15 protein-coding genes are annotated in these 20168 nt (G+C 72.0%); 4 read left to right on the top strand and 11 right to left on the bottom strand.

Translation table 11 applies throughout. The annotated features are described in order from the left end of the window. Nucleotides 1–23: 23 nt before the first annotated feature. The 5 genes from treZ to C2L58_RS22840 form a co-directional block, all read right to left on the bottom strand. Nucleotides 24–1736: a malto-oligosyltrehalose trehalohydrolase gene (treZ, locus tag C2L58_RS22860; RefSeq protein WP_103339660.1), complete on the bottom strand. Its 1713-nt coding sequence runs from the start codon at nucleotides 1734–1736 to the stop codon at nucleotides 24–26. Further along, nucleotides 1733–4009 carry a malto-oligosyltrehalose synthase gene (gene treY, locus C2L58_RS22855; RefSeq protein ID WP_103339659.1) on the bottom strand — a complete coding sequence of 759 codons (2277 nt, stop codon included), beginning with the start codon at nucleotides 4007–4009 and terminating at the stop codon, nucleotides 1733–1735. The genes treZ and treY overlap by 4 nt, the downstream gene beginning before the upstream one ends. Then, nucleotides 4006–6132, bottom strand: a complete 2127-nt coding sequence (gene glgX / locus C2L58_RS22850; RefSeq protein WP_103339658.1) for a glycogen debranching protein GlgX — start codon at nucleotides 6130–6132, stop codon at nucleotides 4006–4008. Before glgX ends, treY begins: the two co-directional genes overlap by 4 nt. A 72-nt stretch (nucleotides 6133–6204) precedes the next feature. Continuing rightward, on the bottom strand, nucleotides 6205–8160 hold the full coding sequence (malQ, locus tag C2L58_RS22845) for a 4-alpha-glucanotransferase (protein ID WP_103339657.1): 1956 nt from the start codon (nucleotides 8158–8160) through the stop codon (nucleotides 6205–6207). Nucleotides 8161–8470: 310 nt separating this feature from the next. Beyond that, nucleotides 8471–9043 carry a hypothetical protein gene (locus C2L58_RS22840; protein ID WP_103339656.1) on the bottom strand — a complete coding sequence of 191 codons (573 nt, stop codon included), beginning with the start codon at nucleotides 9041–9043 and terminating at the stop codon, nucleotides 8471–8473. A gap of 109 nt (nucleotides 9044–9152) precedes the next feature. Between C2L58_RS22840 and C2L58_RS22835 the strand changes: the two genes are divergently transcribed. From C2L58_RS22835 to C2L58_RS22825, 3 genes are read left to right on the top strand one after another with little or no spacing between them, the layout of a single operon-like run. Further along, nucleotides 9153–10316 (top strand): sensor histidine kinase, encoded by a 1164-nt coding sequence (locus tag C2L58_RS22835; protein ID WP_103339655.1) that lies wholly within the window; start codon nucleotides 9153–9155, stop codon nucleotides 10314–10316. After that, nucleotides 10313–10993, top strand: a complete 681-nt coding sequence (locus C2L58_RS22830) for a response regulator (RefSeq protein WP_103339654.1) — start codon at nucleotides 10313–10315, stop codon at nucleotides 10991–10993. Before C2L58_RS22835 ends, C2L58_RS22830 begins: the two co-directional genes overlap by 4 nt. Before the next feature lie 41 nt (nucleotides 10994–11034). Next, nucleotides 11035–12474, top strand: coding sequence for an amino acid permease (locus tag C2L58_RS22825; protein ID WP_103339685.1), 1440 nt, complete (start codon nucleotides 11035–11037; stop codon nucleotides 12472–12474). Here C2L58_RS22825 and C2L58_RS22820 read toward each other — a convergent pair. The 3 genes from C2L58_RS22820 to C2L58_RS22805 all read right to left on the bottom strand — a co-directional run bounded on the left by C2L58_RS22820 (nucleotide 12452) and on the right by C2L58_RS22805 (nucleotide 16045). Next, nucleotides 12452–13234: a DUF6885 family protein gene (locus C2L58_RS22820; RefSeq protein WP_103339653.1), complete on the bottom strand. Its 783-nt coding sequence runs from the start codon at nucleotides 13232–13234 to the stop codon at nucleotides 12452–12454. The two genes, C2L58_RS22825 and C2L58_RS22820, sit on opposite strands and share 23 nt — an antisense overlap. Before the next feature lie 8 nt (nucleotides 13235–13242). Beyond that, entirely contained in the window at nucleotides 13243–14595 is a 1353-nt protein-coding gene (locus C2L58_RS22815) for a glutamine synthetase (protein ID WP_199191391.1), read from the bottom strand. Between the two features lie 655 nt (nucleotides 14596–15250). Next, nucleotides 15251–16045: an EamA family transporter gene (locus C2L58_RS22805; protein WP_103339650.1), complete on the bottom strand. Its 795-nt coding sequence runs from the start codon at nucleotides 16043–16045 to the stop codon at nucleotides 15251–15253. Between the two features lie 341 nt (nucleotides 16046–16386). Between C2L58_RS22805 and C2L58_RS22800 the strand changes: the two genes are divergently transcribed. Next, nucleotides 16387–16566 (top strand): DUF7455 domain-containing protein, encoded by a 180-nt coding sequence (locus C2L58_RS22800; protein WP_020645063.1) that lies wholly within the window; start codon nucleotides 16387–16389, stop codon nucleotides 16564–16566. A 130-nt stretch (nucleotides 16567–16696) separates the two neighbouring features. Here the strand turns inward: C2L58_RS22800 and C2L58_RS22795 are convergent, their stop codons facing one another. Genes C2L58_RS22795 through C2L58_RS22785 form a run of 3 tightly spaced genes read right to left on the bottom strand, consistent with a single transcriptional unit; the run spans nucleotide 16697 to nucleotide 20147 of the window. Beyond that, entirely contained in the window at nucleotides 16697–17878 is a 1182-nt protein-coding gene (locus C2L58_RS22795; RefSeq protein WP_103339649.1) for an ROK family transcriptional regulator, read from the bottom strand. Between the two features lie 11 nt (nucleotides 17879–17889). After that, nucleotides 17890–19353, bottom strand: coding sequence for a sugar ABC transporter permease (locus tag C2L58_RS22790; RefSeq protein ID WP_103339684.1), 1464 nt, complete (start codon nucleotides 19351–19353; stop codon nucleotides 17890–17892). 20 nt (nucleotides 19354–19373) lie between these two features. Continuing rightward, nucleotides 19374–20147: an ATP-binding cassette domain-containing protein gene (locus tag C2L58_RS22785; RefSeq protein ID WP_103339648.1), complete on the bottom strand. Its 774-nt coding sequence runs from the start codon at nucleotides 20145–20147 to the stop codon at nucleotides 19374–19376. Nucleotides 20148–20168: the final 21 nt, after the last annotated feature.

Below are 20168 nucleotides of genomic sequence, written 5' to 3'. Positions count from 1 at the left end.
CAGTTACCCGGAGGTAACCGCGGTCAAGCCGTCGTATCGGCCACGACGAAGGTGTCCGGGGGCAGGTGGGCGGCCCCACCGTCCACGGTGGCCTCCCCCCACGTGAGCAGCGACACGGTCGCCCCGAGCGGCAGCGTCACCGGGCCGGGGCCGAAGTTGACGGCCAGCCGCAGCCCGCCGCGGTGCAGCACGAGCCAGGACCCGTCCGGCGCGGAGTCGACGCGCAGGTCCGCGACCCACGGGTCGGCCAGCTCGGGCCGCTCCCGGCGCAGCCGGATCAACGCGCGGTACAGCTCCAGCATGTCCCGGTGACCGGGACGCGCCGGCTCGGACCAGTCCAGCCGCGACCGTTCGACGGTGGCCGGGTCCATCGGGTCCGGCACGTCCGACTCGCCCCAGCCGTGCCGGGAGAACTCGCGACGGCGGCCGGTGCGGACGGCCTCGGCCAGCTCCGGGTCCGGGAAGGACGCGAAGAACTGCCACGGCGTGCTCGCCGCCCACTCCTCCCCCATGAACACCATCGGCGTGTACGGCGAGCAGAACAGGACCGCCGCACCGCAAGCCAGCCGCCCCGGGGCGACCGTCGCGGACAGCCGGTCGCCGGTCGCGCGGTTGCCGATCTGGTCGTGGTTCTGCAGGTAGCCGAGGAAGCGGTGGCCGGGCACGGTCCGCGTGTCGACCGGGCGGCCGTGCGTCCGCTCCCGGAAGGACGACCAGGTGCCCGCGTGGAAGAACACCTCGCGCAGCACCCGCTCGAGCGCGTCCGGCGCGGCGAAGTCCGCGTAGTACCCCGTCGTCTCGCCGGTCAGCTTGACGTGCAGGACGTGGTGCAGGTCGTCCGACCACTGGGCGTGCAGGCCGTACCCGCCGCGCTCGCGGGGCGTGACCAGCCGCGGGTCGTTGAGGTCGGATTCGGCGATCAGGGTCAGGGGTCGGTTGAGCGCCGCCGACAGCGCGTCGACCTCGGTGGCGAGCTGTTCGAGCAGGTGGACGGCCCGCCGGTCCAGCAGCGCGTGCACGGCGTCCAGGCGCAGTGCGTCGATGTGGAAGTCGCGCAGCCAGCTCAGCGCGTTGTCGATCACGTACCGGCGGACCTCGTCGGAGCCGGGTCCGTCGAGGTTGAGGCCGGGGCCCCAGTCGTTCTGGCCGGCGAAGTACGGCCCGAACTTGTCGAGGTAGGCCCCGGACGGCCCGAGGTGGTTGTAGACGACGTCGAGCACGACGGCCAGGCCGCGCGCGTGGGCCGCGTCGACGAACCGCTTGAGCCCGTCCGGTCCGCCGTAGGGCTCGTGGACCGCGCCCCAGAGGACGCCGTCGTAGCCCCAGCCCGCGGTGCCGTCGAAGGCGTTGACCGGCAGCAGCTCGACGTGCGTGATGCCGAGGTCGACGAGGTGGTCGAGCCGGTCGATGGCCGCGTCGAAGGTGCCGCCCTCGGTGAAGGTGCCGACGTGCAGTTCGTAGAGGACGCCGCCGGGCAGCTGCCGCCCGGTCCAGGCGTCGTCGGTCCAGGCGAACTCGCTGTGGTCGTAGACCCGCGACTCGGCGTGGACGCCGTGCGGCTGCCACCGCGACCGGGGGTCGGGCAGCGGCTTTTCGTCGTCGAGCAGGAAGGCGTAGTTGATGCCTTCGGCCTCGGCGTGCCACCAGCCGCCGTCGGCTTCGGTCATCTCGTGCACGCCGGCGTCGACGCTCACCCGGACCCGGCGGGCCGCGGGGGCCCACACGCTGAACCTCATACGTCTCCTCGCACCAGCAACGCGACGGGATAGCGATCGAACAGGGTGGCGACGTCCGAGGCGGCGTCGCGACCGGTCAGGACGTCGGTCCAGGTGCCGTCGGGCAGCGGCAGCACGGTGTCGCGCCAGCCGCCGTCGGCCTCGAGGCCGACGGGAAGCCGGGTGACCGCCACCGCGAGGTCCGGGCTGCGCGTGTAGGCGAGGACGTGCTTGGCGGCCGCGCCCTCGGCCCGCAGCGGCCGGTAGCCGCGGAACAGCGCGGGGTGCTCCTGGCGAAGCTTCAGCGCCTTGTGCACGACCAGGAGCTTGGCCGCGCCCGACGCGTCGATCTCCGGCCGCTCGCCGTCGGCGATCCGGGCCAGCAGCTCGCGACGCAGTGCGTAGTCCACCGGGCGGCGGTTGTCCGGGTCGACCAGCGAGAAGTCCCACAGCTCGGTGCCCTGGTAGACGTCCGGGACACCGGGCGCGGTGAGCTGGACGAGCTTCTGGCCGAGCGAGTTCGCGTAACCGGGGCCCTCGATGCGCTGGACGAACGCCTCGACGTCCGCCGCGAGCTCGGCATCGTTCATGACGTCTTCGGGCCACGCGGCGACATCGGCCTCGAAGGCCTCGTCGTGGTCGGTCCAGCTGGTCCGGAGCTTGGCCTCCTTCGCCGCCTTGTCGAGGTAGTCCCGCAGCCGGGCCGGCTCGATCGGCCAGGTCGACACCAGCGTCTGCCAGGCCAGCAGGTTGAGCGACGGCTCGTCGATCCCCCGCCGGGCGGTCCACCGGCGGACGGCCTGGGCGAACTCGCCGGGGACTTCGGCCAGTACCGCCATCCGGGCGCGGGTGTCCTCGGAGCGCTTGGTGTCGTGCGTGGTCAGCGTCGTCATCGCGGCCGGGTAGCCGGCCTCGCGCTCGGCGGCCAGCCGGTGGAACTCCTCGACGCCGAGGCCGAACCGGTCCGGGTTGCCGCCGACCTCGTTGAGCGCGGCGAAGCGGGTGTAGCGGTAGAAGGTCGTGTCCTCGGTGCCCTTCGCCACGACCATGCCGGAGGTCTGCTGGAGCCGGGTGGCCAGCTCGCTTTCCGGGTTCTTGCGGACGTAGGCGTCGAGGATGATCAGCGCGTCGGCGAGGTCGGGCCGCGCCTGCCGGGCCCCGGCGATCGCGGCCGTCCAGTGGTCCGCGCCTTCGGGGAGGTAGGAGCGGTAGACGGGGAAGGCGACCATCGTCTCGGCCACCGCCTGCCGGGCCTGCTCGGGGTCGATGTCGGGCAGCAGCGCGGCGATCCGCCGGACCTCGGCGACCAGGATGCGGTCGGTGACCAGGCGCCGGGCCTCGGCCTCGACGCGGTGGTACCCGGTCTTCACGCCCAGTTCGTTCGCCAGCGCGGTGAAGTCCGGCTCGCCCTGCGGGTCGATGAAGACGCCGGCGATCTCGCGCAGAGCGTCGTAGCCGGTGGTGCCGTCGACCGGCCAGCTCTGCGGCAGCGGCTCGCCCGGGTGCAGGATCTTTTCGGCCACGATCCACGCGTTCGGCGCGTTCTCGCGCAGCCGCCGGAAGTAGCCGCCCGGGTCGGCCAGGCCGTCCGGGTGGTCGACGCGCAGGCCGGTGACGTCGCCGTCGGCGACCCAGCGCAGCACCTCGCCGTGCGTCTCGGCGAACACCTTCGGGTCTTCGACGCGGACCGCGGCCAAGGTCGTGATGTCGAAGAACCGGCGGTAGGTCAGCTCGGCGTTGCCGCGGCGCCAGCCGGCCAGGCGGTAGTGCTGGCGCTCGTGGATCTCCTGCGGCGTCCCGGTTCCCGTGCCGGGGGCGATCGGGAACCGGTGGTCGTAGTAGACCAGCTCGTCGCCTTCGACCGACAGTTCCGAGACAGCGTCATCGTCGCCCAGGACCGGCAGCAGGATCGGGCCGCGGTCCCAGTCGATGTCGAAGAAGGACGCGTACTCCGAGTCGCGGCCGTGCTCGAGCACGTCCCACCACCAGCGGTTCGCCTTCGGCACCTCGACCGACATGTGGTTCGGCACGATGTCCACCACCAGGCCCAGCCCGAGCTCCTTCAGCAGCGCCGAGAGCTCCTGGCGCGCGGCCTCGCCGCCGAGCGCGGGCCGCGCGCGGGTCGGGTCGACGACGTCGTAGCCGTGCGTCGAGCCCGGCGCCGCGTCCAGCACCGGCGACGCGTACAGCGCGCCGATGCCGAGGTCACGCAGGTAGCCGGCGATGCCGGCCGCGTCGGCGAAGGTGAACTCCGGGCGCAGCTGCACCCGGTAGGTCGACTCCGGCACCGTCATTCGGCTTCCGTCTCCGTCCGTTGCAGCACGATCAGGGACCGGGCGGGGAGGGTGAGCCGGCCGCCGCCTTCGATCGGCTTCGCGTCGGCGGGCTCCACCTCCCCGGTCGCGGTGTCGACCACGACGGTCCAGCTCTCCCCGTAGCCGTTGCCCGGGAGCGTGGCGTCGATGTCCTCGTAGTGGGCGTTGAAGGCGAGCAGGAACGAGTCGTCCTCGACCTTCATCCCGCGCTGGTCGAGGTCGGGGATCGCCTTGCCGTTGAGGAAGACGACGACCGCCTTGCCGAAGCCGTCGTCCCAGTTCTGCTCGGTCATCTCCTCGCCGGCCGGGGTGAACCAGGCGATGTCGCCGAGCTTCTCGCCCTTGCCGACCGGGCCGCCCTGGAAGAAGCGGCGGCGGCGGAAGACCGGGTGCCGGTGCCGGAACGCGCTCAGCCCGCCGGTGAACTTGACCAGGTCCGCGTTCTCCTTGGCCAGTTCCCAGTCCATCCAGGACAGTTCCGAGTCCTGGCAGTAGACGTTGTTGTTGCCCTGCTGGGTGCGGCCGAACTCGTCGCCGTGCAGGATCATCGGCACGCCTTGGGACAGCAGCAGCGTGGCCAGCATGTTCCGCTGCTGCCGGACGCGCAGGGTCAGCACCTCGGGATCGTCGGTGTCGCCCTCGACGCCGCAGTTCCACGACCGGTTGTCGTCGGCGCCGTCGCGGCCGTCCTCGCCGTTGGCCCCGTTGTGCTTTTCGTTGTAGGACACCAGGTCCCGCAGCGTGAAACCGTCGTGCGCGGTGACGAAGTTGATCGACGCGAAGGGGCGGCGGCCGTCGTCCTGGTAGAGGTCCGACGAGCCGGTGATGCGCGAGGCGAACTCGCCCAGCGTCGAGGGCTCGCCGCGCCAGAAGTCGCGGACGGTGTCGCGGAACTGCCCGTTCCACTCCGTCCACAGCGGCGGGAAGTTGCCGACCTGGTAGCCACCCGGGCCGACGTCCCACGGCTCGGCGATCAGCTTCACCTGGCTGACGATCGGGTCCTGCTGCACCAGGTCGAAGAAGGTCGACAGCCGGTCGACGTCGTAGAACTCGCGCGCCAGCGCGGAGGCGAGGTCGAACCGGAAGCCGTCGACGTGCATCTCCGTCACCCAGTACCGCAGCGAGTCCATGATCAGCTGCAGGGTGTGCGGGTTGCGCACGTTCAGCGAGTTCCCGGTGCCGGTGTAGTCCATGTAGTACTCGGGCTCCCCCTCGACCAGCCGGTAGTAGGCCTCGTTGTCGATGCCGCGCATCGACAGGGTCGGCCCGAGGTGGTTGCCCTCGGCGGTGTGGTTGTAAACCACGTCGAGGATCACTTCGATGCCCGCCTCGTGGAAGGCCTTGACCATGCCCTTGAACTCCTGGACCTGGCCGCCCTCCCCGGGCACCGCCGAGTAGGAGTCGTGGGGCGCGAAGTACCCGATCGTGTTGTAGCCCCAGTAGTTCGTCAGGCCCTTTTCGGCCAGGCCGTGGTCGGTGACGAACTGGTGCACCGGCAGCAGTTCGACGGCGGTCACGCCGAGTTTCTGCAGGTGCTCGACGACGGCGGGGTGCGCGAGGCCGGCGTACGTGCCCCGCAGCGCTTCAGGCACGAACGGGTGATGCACGGTCATGCCCTTGACGTGGGCTTCGTAGATGACCGTCTCGTTGTACGGCCGCTTCGGCTGCCGGTCGTTGCCCCAGTCGAAGAACGGGTTCGCCACCAGCGAATACGGCACGCGGCCGGCGCTGTCGGCGTCGTTGCGCTCGTCCGGGTTGTCGAACTGGTAGCCGAACAGCGACTCGTCCCACTTCACGCCGTGCGAGACGGCCTTCGCGTACGGGTCGATGAGCAGCTTGTTCGGGTTGCAGCGCAGGCCGCGCTTCGGGTCGTACGGGCCGTGCACCCGGAACCCGTAGCGCTGGCCGGGGCCGACGTTGAGCAGGTAGCCGTGGTGGACGAAGCCGTCGACCTCTTCGAGCGCGTGGCGTGTCTCCTTGCCCTCGGCGTCGAACAGGCACAGTTCGACGCGCTCGGCCACCTCGGAGAACAGGGCGAAGTTCGTCCCGACTCCGTCGTAGGTGGCGCCGAGCGGGTAGGGCGTTCCGGGCCAGGGCCGCACTGGGTTTCTCCTCGAGCTTGGGTCGTGCCGGTGGCGTCCGCGTATCGGGGGTCGCGCGCGACGGTGTGGTCGTTACCGGGGCAGCGGCCGGGCCGCCGCCAGCGGTGCGACCGCTGCGCGGACCCCCTGCGCGGTGAAGAAGCCGTCCACGCTGACGGGCAGGCGAATCCGCCAGTTAGGGTACTGGTCGACCGTTCCGGGCAGATTCGGCTGCCGCACCTGGCCCGCGACGTCGGCCGGCGAGGTCAGCACGAGCCGCGAAGCGGCCCTCGCGAGCAGGGTGTGCAGCGCGACGACCGGGTCGTCGGCCGGAATCCCTTCCCGCGCAACGAGTTCCAGCAGCGCCTTGCGCTCCCCGGCGGCCGCTTCTTCCTCGGCTTCGACCCCGCGGTCCAGCAGCCCGAGCTCGGCCCGGACCCGGACGTGCTCGCTCTTCAGCCAGCCCGAGACCGTGGGCAGGTCGTGCGTGGAGATGCTGGCCATGGCGTCCGGGTCCCAGCTGTCCGGCGGCGTGAACGGCTGGCCGGGCGCGTCCCAGTCCCGCTCGAACCACAGCACGGCCGAGCTGAGCATCCCCCGTTCGTGCATGGTGTCGGTGACGACCTCCTCGACGGTCCCGAGGTCCTCCCCCACGACGACGGCGCCGGCGCGGTGCGCTTCGAGCGCGAGCACGCCGACCATGGCTTCGGCGTCGTAGTGGACGTACGTGCCGCGGTGCGCGGGCTCGCCCGGCGGGATCCACCACAGCCGCCACAGGCCGGCGATGTGGTCGACGCGGATGCCGTCGGCGAACCGCAGGACGCCTCGGATGACGTCCCGGAACGGCGCGTACCCGGCCTCGGCCAGCCTGTCCGGCCGCCACGGCGGCAGGTTCCAGTCCTGTCCCTGCTGGTTGAAGGCGTCCGGCGGAGCGCCGACCCGGACATCGGCGGCGAAGACGTCTTTGAGCGCCCACGTGTCCGCCCCGCCGGGGTGCACCCCGACCGGCAGGTCGTGCACGATCCCGACGTTCATCCCGGCCTCGCGCGCGGCTCTCCGCGCCGCCTCCAGCTGGACCCGGCAGAGGTGCTGAAGCCAGGCGTGGAAGGCGACGCGGTCCTTGAGCTCCTCGCGCGCCTTCGCGGTGGCCGGTCCGGCCGGGTCGCGCAGGTCCTCGGGCCACTCCCGCCAGTCGGCGCCGTGCAGCTCGGCGAGGGCGCAGAAGAGGGCGAAGCCGAGCAGGTCCCCGTCCTCGGGCACCGCTTCGACGCGGTGCGGCCACAGCAGCTCGAGCGCGGCCCGCTTGGCGGTCCAGACGGCGTCGTAGTCGATCAGTTCGCCTTCGCGGTCCGGGGCCAGGGACTCGACGACCGCCCGGGTCGCCTCATCGGCTTGCTCGAACGTCTCGGTGGCGGTGACGCGCAGGTAGACGGGGTTGGCGAACCGCCGGCTCGCCGGCGAGTACGGCGACCGTTCGATCGGGTGCGCGGGGCTGATCGCCTGCACCGGGTTCACCAGCAGCACGCCGGCGTCCAGTTCCGCGGCCGACCGGGCGGCGAAGGTGGCGAGGTCGGCGTAGTCGCCGATGCCCCAGGACCCGGCCGAGTGCAGGGCGTAGAGCTGCAGCATCCACCCCCAGGCGGGAGTGACTTGCGGCAGCTTCGCCGGCACCACGGCCAGAACGACGTCCTGCTCGGCGGTGACGACCCGGTGCCACCCGAGCGGCAGGTCCGCGGGCAGTTCCCCATCGACCCGCCGCCGCGTCCCGTCTTCGAGGACGACCTCGGCCTCGACACCCAGCGCTTTGCCGGTGCCCTCCCGCACGACGATGGTCGGCGGCAGCGCGGCCGGCGCTTCCCGCGCGGCGGTGAGAGCGGCGGCGATGGCGGGGTCACTGGTCGCATCGACCCCGAACTGTCCGAGGACGGCGACGACGACCTCGTCGTCCACGTCGACCCAGACCCGATCGGCGTTCTGGTACCGGGTGGCAACCCCGTGGAGGTCGGCGAGCTCGTGCAGGGGGCTGCGGGCGGGGATCTCTTCGGGCACGGCACCAGCATTCCGGTGCCCGGCCGTTCCCGCCATCTGCACGGGCGACGTCACTCCCGGCGCCCGCGGCGGGAGCGGCAGTCCCCCGGCCGCTCCCGCCGCCCTCCCCCGGCCCCCTGTGGCCCTTGTCCGGCCGCGGTTCGCGGGCGGCTCACCCTCTGGGGCGCGTGGCCGCCTGCTGGCCAATCGCACGCTCTCGAGCAGCTGACTACCGCCGCACTCCTCCCTCCGGCCGAACAGCACGCCCACCAACCAGCCCGATCGTCACAACCCCTTCCTCCCAGCCCGCCGGCGCCTCCGGCCAACCCGATCACCGCCGCACCTTCGCCCGCGTACCGGACAGCTCCTCCCAGACCGGCCCCGTGACCAGCCAGATCGCCGACACGGCGCCCAGCCGGGGGAACCAGTCCCACAGCGGCGCGACCTGCTCCGGCGTGCCGATCGCGAAGATCGCCGCCAGCAGGGCCGCCGCCGCGATTCCGCAGGCCAGCAGGCACTTCGCGAACTCCCTCCACTCGTGGTGCAGCCTCTCCTTCCCCTCCCGCTTCGGTGGCGCCGGGCCGCCGGCGAAGCGGTGCGCGAACCGCACGTCGGCCCAGCGGACCAGGCTCGGCCCGAACACCACGCTGAACCCGAGGTACACCGCCGCGAGACCGTGCGTGGAGTTCGCCTTCGCGCCGCCGGCCAGGTCGGCGGTGGCCGCCACCAGCACCACGACGTCGATCAGCGGTACCAGCGCGAGCAGCACCGCCGACGTCCGCCGCGCACGCAGGCCGTACCGCACGGCGAGCCCCGCCGCGATGAGCACCCAGAACCCGGCCTCGCCCGCCGCGATGACGGCGGCCGTCGGGTTCTCCGCGATGAACTTCCCGATTTCGTCCACCTCTCCACGCTCTCCCCCGCGCCCGGCCGGCCGCGTCGGCGAAGAGGAGGACCAGGCATCATCACTTCGTAGGACGCACACCGGGCACCCGGTGTGCTGGGATGGTCACATGCAGTTCCCCCGCCTCCGCTCACTCCCGGTGTGGCAGCAGGACGCCCTGATCGCCCTCGCCACCTGGGCGGTCGGCTTCGGCATCTACGCCACCGGCAACCACCGGATGCTGGGCGCCCACGACGACGCGCCGCTGTGGGTGCGGCTGATCGAACTCACCGTGCTCTGCGGCCTGGCGATGCTGCGCCGCTGGGTGCCGGGCGCACTGATCATCGCCACCGCGGTGCTCGCGGTGGACGTCTGGATCAGCGCGTCGCTGCCGGCACTGATCGTCTACACCGACTTCCTGTACGCGGCGACGCTGTACGGCTCCCGGCGCACGAGCCGGGTGATGATCGGCCTCGCCGGGCTGTCGGTGCCCTGCGCGCTCGTCGCCGTACTGGTGCTCGCGCACGAGTGGCGCACCGCGGTGCTGGCCGCGGTGACGGTGCTGCCCTTCGCCGTCATGCCGGTGTGGTGGGCGACGAACGTCCGGCAGCAACGCGACATCGCCGAAACCGAGCGGGCGAACGCCCGGCAGCTCGCGAAAATAGCGGAGCTGGACCGGCGGGCCGCGGTCGCCGCCGAGCGCGGGCGGATGGCGCGTGACCTGCACGACGTCATCGCCGGGCACCTTTCGGCCATCGCGATCCAGTCGGAGGCGGCGCTGTCGATGCCCGACCCGAAGCTGGCGAGGACGGTGCTGCGGTCGGTACGGGAAAACAGCGTGAGCGCCCTGGAGGAGATGCGCACGATGATCGGGCTGCTCAAAACGGACGGCGGAGCCGCGGAAACGACCGCGCCGGCCCGGCTCACCGAACTGCTCAAACTGGTGGATTCGGCGCGGGCGAGCGGGCTGGACGTCGCGGTCGGGTCCACTGTGGACGTGGTGCTGCCGGCGGCGGTCGACCTGACCGCGTACCGGATCGCGCAGGAGGCGCTGACGAACGCGGCCAAGCACGCGCCCGGCGGCCGGGTCGACGTCGACGTCTGCTTCGTCGACCAGGTCCTGCAGGTCGAGATCCGCAACGACGTCTTCCACGCCGACACCGAGCCCGCCGACGGCGCCGGTCTGCTGAACATGCGCGAACGCGCGGACGCGGTCGGCGGCACGCTGACCGCGGGCCCGGCCGACGGGGGCTGGCTGGTTCGCGCGGACCTCCCGGTGAGCGACCAGCGATGACCGTCACCGTTCTCATCGCCGACGACCACGAAGCCATCCGCTTCGGGCTCACCACCATCCTCAACCACGCCGAGGGCATCGAGGTCGTGGGCGAAGCCGCCGACGGCGCCGCCGCCGTGCGGAAGGCACGCGCCCTCCGTCCGGACGTCACCCTGATGGACGTCCGGATGCCGGGCACCGACGGCATCGCCGCCACCCGGCAACTGGTCGCCGAAGGGCTCACGCAGGTGCTCGTGCTGACCACGTTCGACCTCGACGAGTACGTGGACGGGACGCTGCAGGCGGGCGCCGCCGGGTTCCTGCTCAAGTCGGTCGAAGCACCGCGGCTGATCGAGGCCGTGAAGCTCGTCGCGGCCGGAAAGGGCGTGCTCGCTCCGCAGATCACCCGGCGGGTGATCACCGCCTTCGCCGCGTCGGGACGGGAGCCGGCGCCGGCACCCCAGGGCCTCGGCGACCTCACCGAGCGCGAGCGCGAGGTGCTCGGCTGCCTGGGCGAGGGTTTGTCCAACGCCCAGATCGGCACCCGGCTGTACATCGGCGAGACGACGGTGAAGACGCACGTCTCGCGCGTGCTCGCCAAACTCGACCTGCGCTCCCGCGTGCAGGCCGCGATCCTCGCCCAGGAGAACGGCCTGACCCGGGAAAACTCCGTCGCCGATCTGCGGGAGGGCCCATGACCTTCTAACTTCTCCTCATGGGTGAGCGGCGAACGCTGAACGTGGACGAGGTCCTGGAACGCCAGGACTCCGGGGAGCTCAAACGGCGGCTGCGCGGACGCGACCTGGTCGGGTTCGGCGTCGGGATCATCATCGGCACCGGCATCTTCACCTTGGCGGGCGTCGAGGCGAAGACCCACGCCGGGCCCGCCGTGACGCTGTCGTTCGTGCTCGGCGCGGTCGTCGCCGGGCTCGCGGCGCTGTGCTACGCCGAGCTCGCCTCCAGCGTCCCGACGGCGGGAAGCGCTTACACCTACGCGTTCGCCACCCTCGGCGAGGTCTTTGCCTGGATCATCGGCTGGGACCTGCTGCTGGAGTTCGCGCTCGGCGCCGCCGTGGTGTCGCGGGGCTGGTCGGGGTACCTGGCGAACCTGCTCGGGCTGTCGCCGGAGTGGTTCGGCGAAGACGCGAAGGTCAACATCGGGGCAGTGCTCATCATCGCCGTGCTGACCGTCGTCGCCGTGCTGGGCATCAAGGAGTCGGCCTGGCTGACCAACCTGCTGGTGTGCGTCAAGGTCGCGGTGTGCGTGCTGGTGCTCGCGGTCGGCTTGTTCTTCGTCAGGAGCGCGAACCTGACGCCGTTCATCCCGCCGGCGAAGGCTCCCGAAGCCGGAACGACGGTGCTGGAACAACCGTTGGTCCAGGCGGCGCTGGGGCTGGAGCAGTCGGTTTACGGCATCGCCGGGATGATCACCGCGGCGGCCGTGGTCTTCTTCGCCTACACCGGGTTCGAGGCGCTCGCGAACCTCGGCGAGGAGACGCTGAACCCGCGCAAGGACCTCCGGGTCGGCATCCTCGGGGCGCTGGGGGTGTGCGCGCTGCTCTACATCGGCGTCTCGATCGTGCTGACCGGCATGATCCCGTTCACCGACATCGACACCGGCGCGCCGCTGGCCGACGCGTTCGACCGGGTCGGCCAGCACTGGGTCGGCGCGCTGATCTCGCTCGGCGCGGTGACCGGGCTGACGTCGGTGATGATGGTCGAACTGGTCACGATCGGCCGGATCGGGTTCGCCATGGGCCGCGACGGCCTGCTGCCCAAGGCGCTCGGCACCGCGCACCCGCGCTGGGGCACCCCGCACCGGATGACCATCGGCGGCGCCGTCCTGATCGCGGTACTGGCCGCGTTCATCCCGATTTCGGAGCTGGCCGACATGGTCAGCATCGGCGCGCTGTCGGCGATGATCATCGTGGCCGTGGCGGTCCCGGTGCTGCGCCGCCGCCGTCCCGACCTCGATCGGCCGTTCAGGGTGCCGTTCTCCCCGGCGATCCCGGTCGTGGCCGCGCTGGCGTGCCTGTACCTGATGCTCAACCTGAACGTGCTGACGTGGCTCCGGTTCGCCGCGTGGCTGGTGATCGGCCTGGTGATCTACTTCGCCTACGGCCGCCGCCACTCCCGCTTCGCGCCCGGGGCGCCGGTCAGTCCCAAAAGGACGGACTGAGCCCGGCGGTGCGAGCCGCCGCGCGGACCACGTCGGCCTGGTCGGCGTCGACGACCACGAGCACGCCGAGGCCGGCCAGCGCCGCCGTCACCCATTCGACCGGCTGGTCGTGGCGGCCGTTGTCGCCGAGGGACGGATAAGTGTCCACAACGGACAGCAGGGTGCCCTCGGCGCCGATGCGGATGCCCGCCAGGAGCACGAAGTGGCCGCCGGGCGGGCGCCAGCGGGACGTCCACAGTGGCGGGACGCCGGTGTCGAGGTAGTCGAGCAGCGCGCGTTCCGGGGTGTCGTGGGCGCCGAGCTCGGCGCCGTCGATCCGGGCGAGCACTGCCACGCGAGGGACGTCCCACAGCCCGACGAGGAGGTCGAACAGGGCCTCGGTGGTCCACTCCCCCGTCACCGGCACCGCCGCGAGCGCGCTCCGCGTCAGCGACCCGACGGCCGCCGCCAGCCCGGAAACCCGGGTGCCGGCCGCGGCCGGGTCGTCGACGACCGGCAGCGGCAGCCGGAAGTCGTGGCGGCCGGGCTCACCCGGCGGCCGCACGGCCGGACCCCGGACCGTGCCCGCGGCCGCCGCGACGGTGTCCTGATCGGCCACGTCGAGCCCGGCCGCCCGCAGCGCGGCGAGGCCGCAGAACGCCGCGGCCAGGCCGTCCTTCTGGGGCAGTTCCGCCTGGGCCACCGCGGCCAGCCGGGCGCCGCCCGGCAGCCACCGCACCCCGGACAGGTCGAGCTGCCCGCCGTCGATCCCCGAAGACATCGGTCCCTTCAGTAGCGCCAAAGGTGGGCGGCGACGATCTCGTCGGCCGTGCGTTCGGCCGCCCACGCCGCGTCGGAGGCCCGGACGGCCCGGAAGGCGCCCAGCAGCTCGTCACCGAGCACGCCGGCGATCCGCGGCGACGCCATGAGCGCGGCGTCCTGCTCGGCGGGGTTCGCCGGCAGCCGGCACACCCCGCGGGCCTCCCGGTCTTCGTCCGTCCAGCCGCCCGGGTCCTCGCCGATCGGCTCGGGCAGCGCGGGCGCGTCCTCGATGCCGGCCATCCCGGCGGCGAGCACCGCGGCCAGCGCGAGGTACGGGTTGGCCGAGGCGTCGGACGTCTTGAGCTCGACGTTCGCGTGGCCCTCACCCAGCATGGCCGAGCCGGGGACGTACCGCAGCGGCGCTTCCCGGTTCTCGACGCCCCAGAACGCGTACACGCCCGCGAAGTACCCGGGCCGCAGCCGCAGCGTCGACGGGACGCTCGGCGCGGTGATCGCGGTCAGGGCCGGCAAGTCGCGCAGCAGCCCGGCGAGGTAGCCGGCGCCTGCCCCGTCCGGCCGCCCGTTGCCGTCGAGCAGGTTGCGACCTTGACGGCGGACCGAGGTGTGCAGGTGCCACCCGTTGCCGGCGGCGCCGAGGCCGATCACCGGCGCGAAGCTGACGGCGAGACCGTGCACCCGCGCGGCGGCGTGGATGGTCTGCCGGGCGAGCAGCTGGTCATCGGCGGCGGACACGGGATCGGTGGCGGCCAGAGACAGCTCGAGCTGCGCGACGCCGTACTCGGCGTGGAGCTGGCCGATCCGCAGGCCGTTGGCCGCGAAGTCGTGCAGGAGGGCGCCGACGAAGCCGTCGAGCCCGATGAGGGCGTGCGGGCTGTAGGCGGGCCCGGGGTGGCCGGGAGCGGCCAGGACGTCGGCACTGCCGGCGGGAGCGACGGCGAACTCCAGCTCGTAGCCGGCCCGGAATTCGAGCCCGCGCCTGCCGGCCTCGGCCACCTGCGCTTCGAGGACGGTGCGCTGGCAGTAGGGCCAGGGATCGCCGTCCCGGGTGAGCTGCCGCACGGGCGCCCAGGCGAGCGCGGGCTGCCCGGCGAGCCGCCGCAGCCGCTCGACGACGGGCACGAGCCGGATGTCGCCGGACGGCGTGCCGAGGTTTTCGTGCCGGTAGGTGATGGCGTCGTGGGTGTCGAAGACGGCGAAGAGCGAGGTCGCCCCGACACCGCGGGTGGCGGCATCGGCCAGCCCGGCGACGGGCACGATCCGCGAGCGCGGAATGCCGTTGTTGTCCGCCCAGGCAAGGTGCACCCCACCCACTCCGGCCGCGGCGAAGTCCTTCGCCGCGGCCGACGCCGCCTTGGTCATGGCCACCCGCTTCCTGCCGCCCGCGCTCAGTATCCCGGGCGCGCGCGGCCGGGGCCATCACGATCCGATCCTGGCACGGGCCACGGCTTGACCGGCTGCCGATCCGGCCGGTCGCGCCGGGGGTGGCATCGCGAGCGAGCCGGGGTCCGCGTGGCCGGCTCCGGGCGGGACGGCGAGGTCGGGGGAACATCGGGAGGTCGCTGGGGCCGGAGCGCTCGCCTCCGGCGGCCCTGACCGGGCGGGGTCGGGGAACATTCGGGAGGTCGGCTGGGCCGCCGCAGAGCCCACCGCCGCAGAGCCCACCGCCGCAGAGCCCACCGCCGCAGAGCCCACCGCCGCAGAGCCCACCCTCCCTGGGGGATCCGCCCCGCTTCAGCCTATCGGCAGCAGCCGACGGAAACCGGCGAAAAGCGCTCCCCGCGGAGCGGTTGTCCACAACGCCGGAGGCATGTGGACAACCCGCCTCGACCACCTGAACCAGGTGCCCGGAGCGCCGCATTCACCTCACGCGGTACCCAGGACGCCCCACCCGGTAAGCCCCTGGCGCTCGAGCCGCTCAGGCGCCTTGAAGCCCCCGCTCGGCACCCCCGGGCCAAAGCCACCCGTTCGCAGCCCCGCAGAGACCCCACCAGAGCCCACCAAAGCCCCCAGAGCGTCACCCCGGCGGCTCCACCGCCCGCGACTCCCGGCTCCGCAACGCCACCCCCGCCACGACAGCCAGCGTCCCCGCCGCCTCCGGCACGCTCGGCACCTGCCCCAAGAGCGCGAACCCCATCACCCCCGCCGTCACCGGGAGCAGGGCCAAGAGCGTCGCGAACCGGGCCTGGCCCACGCGTCGCAGCACCAGCTGGTCCAGTGCGTACGGCACCACCGTCGACAGCACGCCCACCCCGATGCCCAGCCCCAGCAACCGTGGCGAGGACCACACCTGGCCCGTCCCCAGCGCCAGCGGGGACAGCACGACCGTCCCCGCCGCGAAGCCGATCGCCAGGCTGTCGATGCCGTCGCCGTCGGTGGCGACCCTCTTGCCCAGGAGGATGTAGCCCGCCCACGCCGCCGCCGCTCCCAAGGCGAACATCACTCCCGCGAAACTGCCGCCGAGGTGGACGTCCGTGATCGCCACGACCCCCGCCGCCACCAGGAGCAGCGCGAGGACGTCGCGCAGGGTGCGGGAGCCCAGGGCCGCCACCACCACCGGGCCGGCGAACTCCACCGCCACCGCCGTGCCCAGGGGCAGGCGGGCGATCGACTCGTAGAACAGCACGTTCATGCCCGCCGTCACCACGCCGAACACGATCGCCAGCAGCAGGCGCCTGCCCCGCCACGCCGCGCGGCCCGGGCGGCGCCAGGCCAGCAGGACCACCGCCGCGCCCAGGCAGCGGAGCCAGGCCACCCCCGCCGGGGTCGCGTGGCCGAAAAGGTCGACCGCCACCGCCGCTCCGGCGTACATCGAAATTCCGCTGAGAACGAACAAGAGCGGAGCGGGCACCGCGGAAAGCCGTCGTGGGGAAGTCACCGTACTCACCAGCTCATGGTGCCTGACCACGGAAAATGTAACTCTCCGGGTAATCGTCTCCTGGAATGCGGGACTGCGCTACGGCATCCGGGGTAAATCGACGTGACTCAGGTCCCACCGGCGCGGGAACACTTGCGAGCCGCGAAACGTCTGGAACAGTGGAAGCACGAACACGCGGAGCCGGAGGCGATCGCCGTCACCGGCAGCAGTCCCGAAGTGGGCGTAGCTGGATCGATGGCACCGGGCGACCGGTGCCGGGACGGAGGGAGACCCCCATGACATCGCCGACGCTCACCCGCCCCGAACTGACCGCCACCGACCGCTGTGACCGGTGCGGAGCAGCAGCTCAGGTACGAGCCATCCTCAGCACGGGTGGCGAACTACTGTTCTGCGGGCACCACGCCCGCGAGCACGAGGCCAAGCTCAAGGAACTGTCCGCCGACATCCAGCGGTAACCCTGCAGACGCGAAAGGCGGCTGGTGCGCACAGGCACCGGCCGCCTTTCTGCATCTTGCAGATTGCGTGGTATAAATCACGGTTCGGCCGCGATAAGCGGTGATTCCGGACACGAAACCGGACAGGAAATCAGACAGAATCCAGCACGACTTCGAACGCCACCTCGGCGGCGCCGAGCAGCTTCCCGTCGGCCCCCAGCGCCGAGCTGATGATCCGCGTGCCGCCGACCGCCCGGCTCACCAGGCTGCGCCGGCGGACCTCGGTGCCGACGTACCGCAGCACCGGCTCCGGCAGCACCGTCAGCAGGTCGCCGAGGATCACCAGCTGCGGCCCCAGCAGGTTGACGACGTTGATCAGCCCCAGCGTGAGCCACTCGGCGAACTCCGCGAGCCGCGTCATCGCCGTCTCCGGGTCGCGGCCCAGCTCGCGCAGCTCGAACAGGATCGCCCCGCGGGCGGTGTCCTCGGCCAGGCCGAGCGCGCGGCACAGCGCCGCCTCGCCGACCTCGGTCTCCCAGCAGCCGCTGCTGCCGCAGTAGCAGGGGCGCCCGTCGGGGCGGATCACCATGTGCCCGATCTCGCCGACGTACCCCGAGCCGCCGCGCAACGCCGAGCCTTCGGCGATGACGCCGCCGCCGACCCCGACGTCCGCCGAGATGTACACCACGTCGGACGCCCCGCGGGCGGCCCCGCGCAGGTGCTCGGCGACCGCGCCGAACTCGGCGTCGTTGCCGACCAGGATCGGGATCTGCAGCACCCCGCCGAGCCGCTCGCCGAGGGCGACGTCGGTCCAGCGCAGGTTCGGCGCCTCGTGCACGTGCCCGTCCGCGCGCCGGACGACGCCGGGCACCGACACCCCGGCCGCCACCGGGCTCACGTCGAGGTCGCCGGCCAGGATGGCCGTCGACTCGATGATGTGGGTGATGACCTCGTCCGGCTGACCCATCCGGCCGCGCAGGTTCCAGCTGTTGCGGCCCAGGATCTGCCCGCCGAGCCCGACGAGGGCGATCGCGACGTGCTCGACCTGCAGGTCGACCGCGAGCACGACCGCCGCGTGGGGCTGGGGCAGGACCAGGAGCGAGGGGCGGCCCGCCCCTCGTCCCGGCCTCGGCACCTTCTCCTCGACGACGCCGGCTTCGGCGAGCCCGTCGACGAGGGTCTTGATCGTGCTCCGGTTGAGCCCCAGCTCGGCGGCCAGGGTCGCCCGGGTGCTCGGCCCGCCGACGTGCAGCAGGCGGAGCAGGGTCGTGCGGTTGTGCCGGCGCACCTCGTCGGGTCGAGCAACGGGCGAGCTGGTCACGGGTTTGATCATCCCATGCTGGTTCAGCGCGCCGACGCAGCCGCGCGGCGCCGGGACAGCGCGTCGACCGTGGCGGCGAGCAGCAGGACCAGACCGGTGATGATGTTGACCACCGCGGCCGGCTGCTTGAGCAGGCCCAGGCCGTTGATCACGACGGCGATCACGAGCCCGCCGACCACGGCGTCGGACACGCGGCCCTTGCCGCCGAACAGCGACGTGCCGCCGATGACGGCCGAGCCGACCGCGAACAGCAGCGTGTTCAGGCCACCGGACTGCGGGCTGACCGAACCGACCTTCGACGCGGCGACGATGCCGCCGACCGCGGCGACCGCCGAGCCGATGACGAACACGCTCGCCCGGATCTTCGGCACGTCGATACCGGCGCGGCGGGCGGCTTCCTTGTTGCCGCCGACCGCGTAGACGTACCGGCCGTACTTGGTCCGGTTGAGCACGTAGGTCCCGGCCACGAGCAGCACCAGCATGATCGGGATGACGTACGGGACGCCCTCGATCGTGACGACCGCCTTGTTCGGCGAGCGGTTGATCGTCAGCAGCCAGGTGCCCAGCGCCGACAGCACGACCAGCACGGCGACCTTGACCATGACCAGCGCCGTCGGCTGGACGACCAGGCCGCGCTGGAGCCGCTTGAAGTGGCTGATCAGCGTGATCACCGCGAACCCGCCGGCGGCGATGAGGAAGAAGATCCAGCTGCCCAGGATGTTCAGGTTGCCGTTGGCGATCTTGTACAGGACGTCGGAGTTGCTGATGCCGATCGTGCCGCCCTCACCGATGAACTGCAGCAGGACGCCCTGCCACACGATGAACAGCGCCAGCGTCACGACGAAGGACGGCATGCCGATCTTCGACACGAGGAAGCCGGTGATGCAGCCGATCGCGGTACCGACGCAGATGGCCAGCAGGATCTCGAGCCAGGCGTTGGCGGGCACGCCGATCGCGACGATCAGCAGGCCCAGCAGCGAAAGCGCGGCACCGGCCCAGATCCGCTGGTAGGCCGAGAGCAGCATGGCGACGGCGAGGACGCCGATGAACGTGATGAACACGCCGGGCCCGAGGGTCCCCAGCATGTTCCCGGCGTGCACGTAGTGCAGGGCCATCACGGAAGCGGCGACACCGGAGGCCACGCCGGCGGCGAGGTCGATCTCGCCGAGGAGCAGCACGAACACGATGCCCATGGCGATGATGATGACGCCCGCGCCCTGCGGGAACAGGTTGGCGATGTTGGCCAGCGTGAAGAAGTTGTCGGACAGCGCGCTGAACAGGATGACGAGCACGAGCAGGCCGAACAGCGACGGCAGCGCGCCGAGCTCACCGGCCCGCAGGCGGGCGAAGTAGTCGCGGATCGCCTCGCCGGTTGACATCGATGTCGTGTCGATCCCGAAGTCGGTGATCGCCGCGGACGGGTTCTGGGTCTGCGCGAGCGCTTCGGCGGGGGTGCCGACCTCGTGCTTGGCAGGGGTTTCAGTCATTTCCGGTTCTTTCTTCCCGCTCACAGGACCACGGCTTCGGGCCGGGCAAGGCCGAGGTCACCGGAGCGACCCGCGGTGATCAGCTCCACGACCTGGCCGTGGGAAACGTCCTTCGTGTGCACCTCGGCGACGAGCCGGCCGAGGTAGAGCACGGCGATGCGGTCGGCGACCTCGAACACGTCGGCCATGTTGTGGCTGATGAGCACGACCCCCAGGCCCTGCTCCGCCAGCCGGCGGACCAGGTCCAGCACCTGCCGGGTCTGCGCGACACCGAGGGCGGCGGTGGGCTCGTCGAGCACGACCACCTTGCTGTTCCACAGCACCGACTTCGCGATGGCGACGGTCTGCCGCTGGCCACCGGACAGCGACGAAACCGGCGTGCGGACGGACTTCACGGTCCGGACCGAAAGGGAGGCCAGCGTCTCGCGGGCGGCCTTCTCCATGCTGGCTTCGTCGAGCTTCCACGCACTGCCGCGCTCGCGGCCGAGGAACATGTTCTGGACGATGTCGAGGTTGTCGGCGAGCGCGAGGTCCTGGTAGACGACCTCGATGCCGAGGTCGGCGGCGTCGCGCGGACCGCGGATGTGGGCGTCCTGCCCGTTGAACCGCACGGCCCCCGAGTCGTACGGGTGGATGCCGGCGATGCACTTGACGAGCGTCGACTTGCCGGCGCCGTTGTCGCCGACCAGCGCGGTCACTTCGCCCGCACGCACGTCGAAGTCCACGTCGTGGAGGACGTGGACCGGGCCGAAACTCTTGTTCAGACCCTTGATCTCGAGAATGGGCTCACTCATGGATGGCATTTCTCCTGGGTG

It is taken from the genome of Amycolatopsis sp. CA-126428 (assembly GCF_002904335.1).
Classification (GTDB): Bacteria; Actinomycetota; Actinomycetes; order Mycobacteriales; family Pseudonocardiaceae; genus Amycolatopsis.
This window is presented reverse-complemented; position numbering and strand designations above follow the sequence as displayed.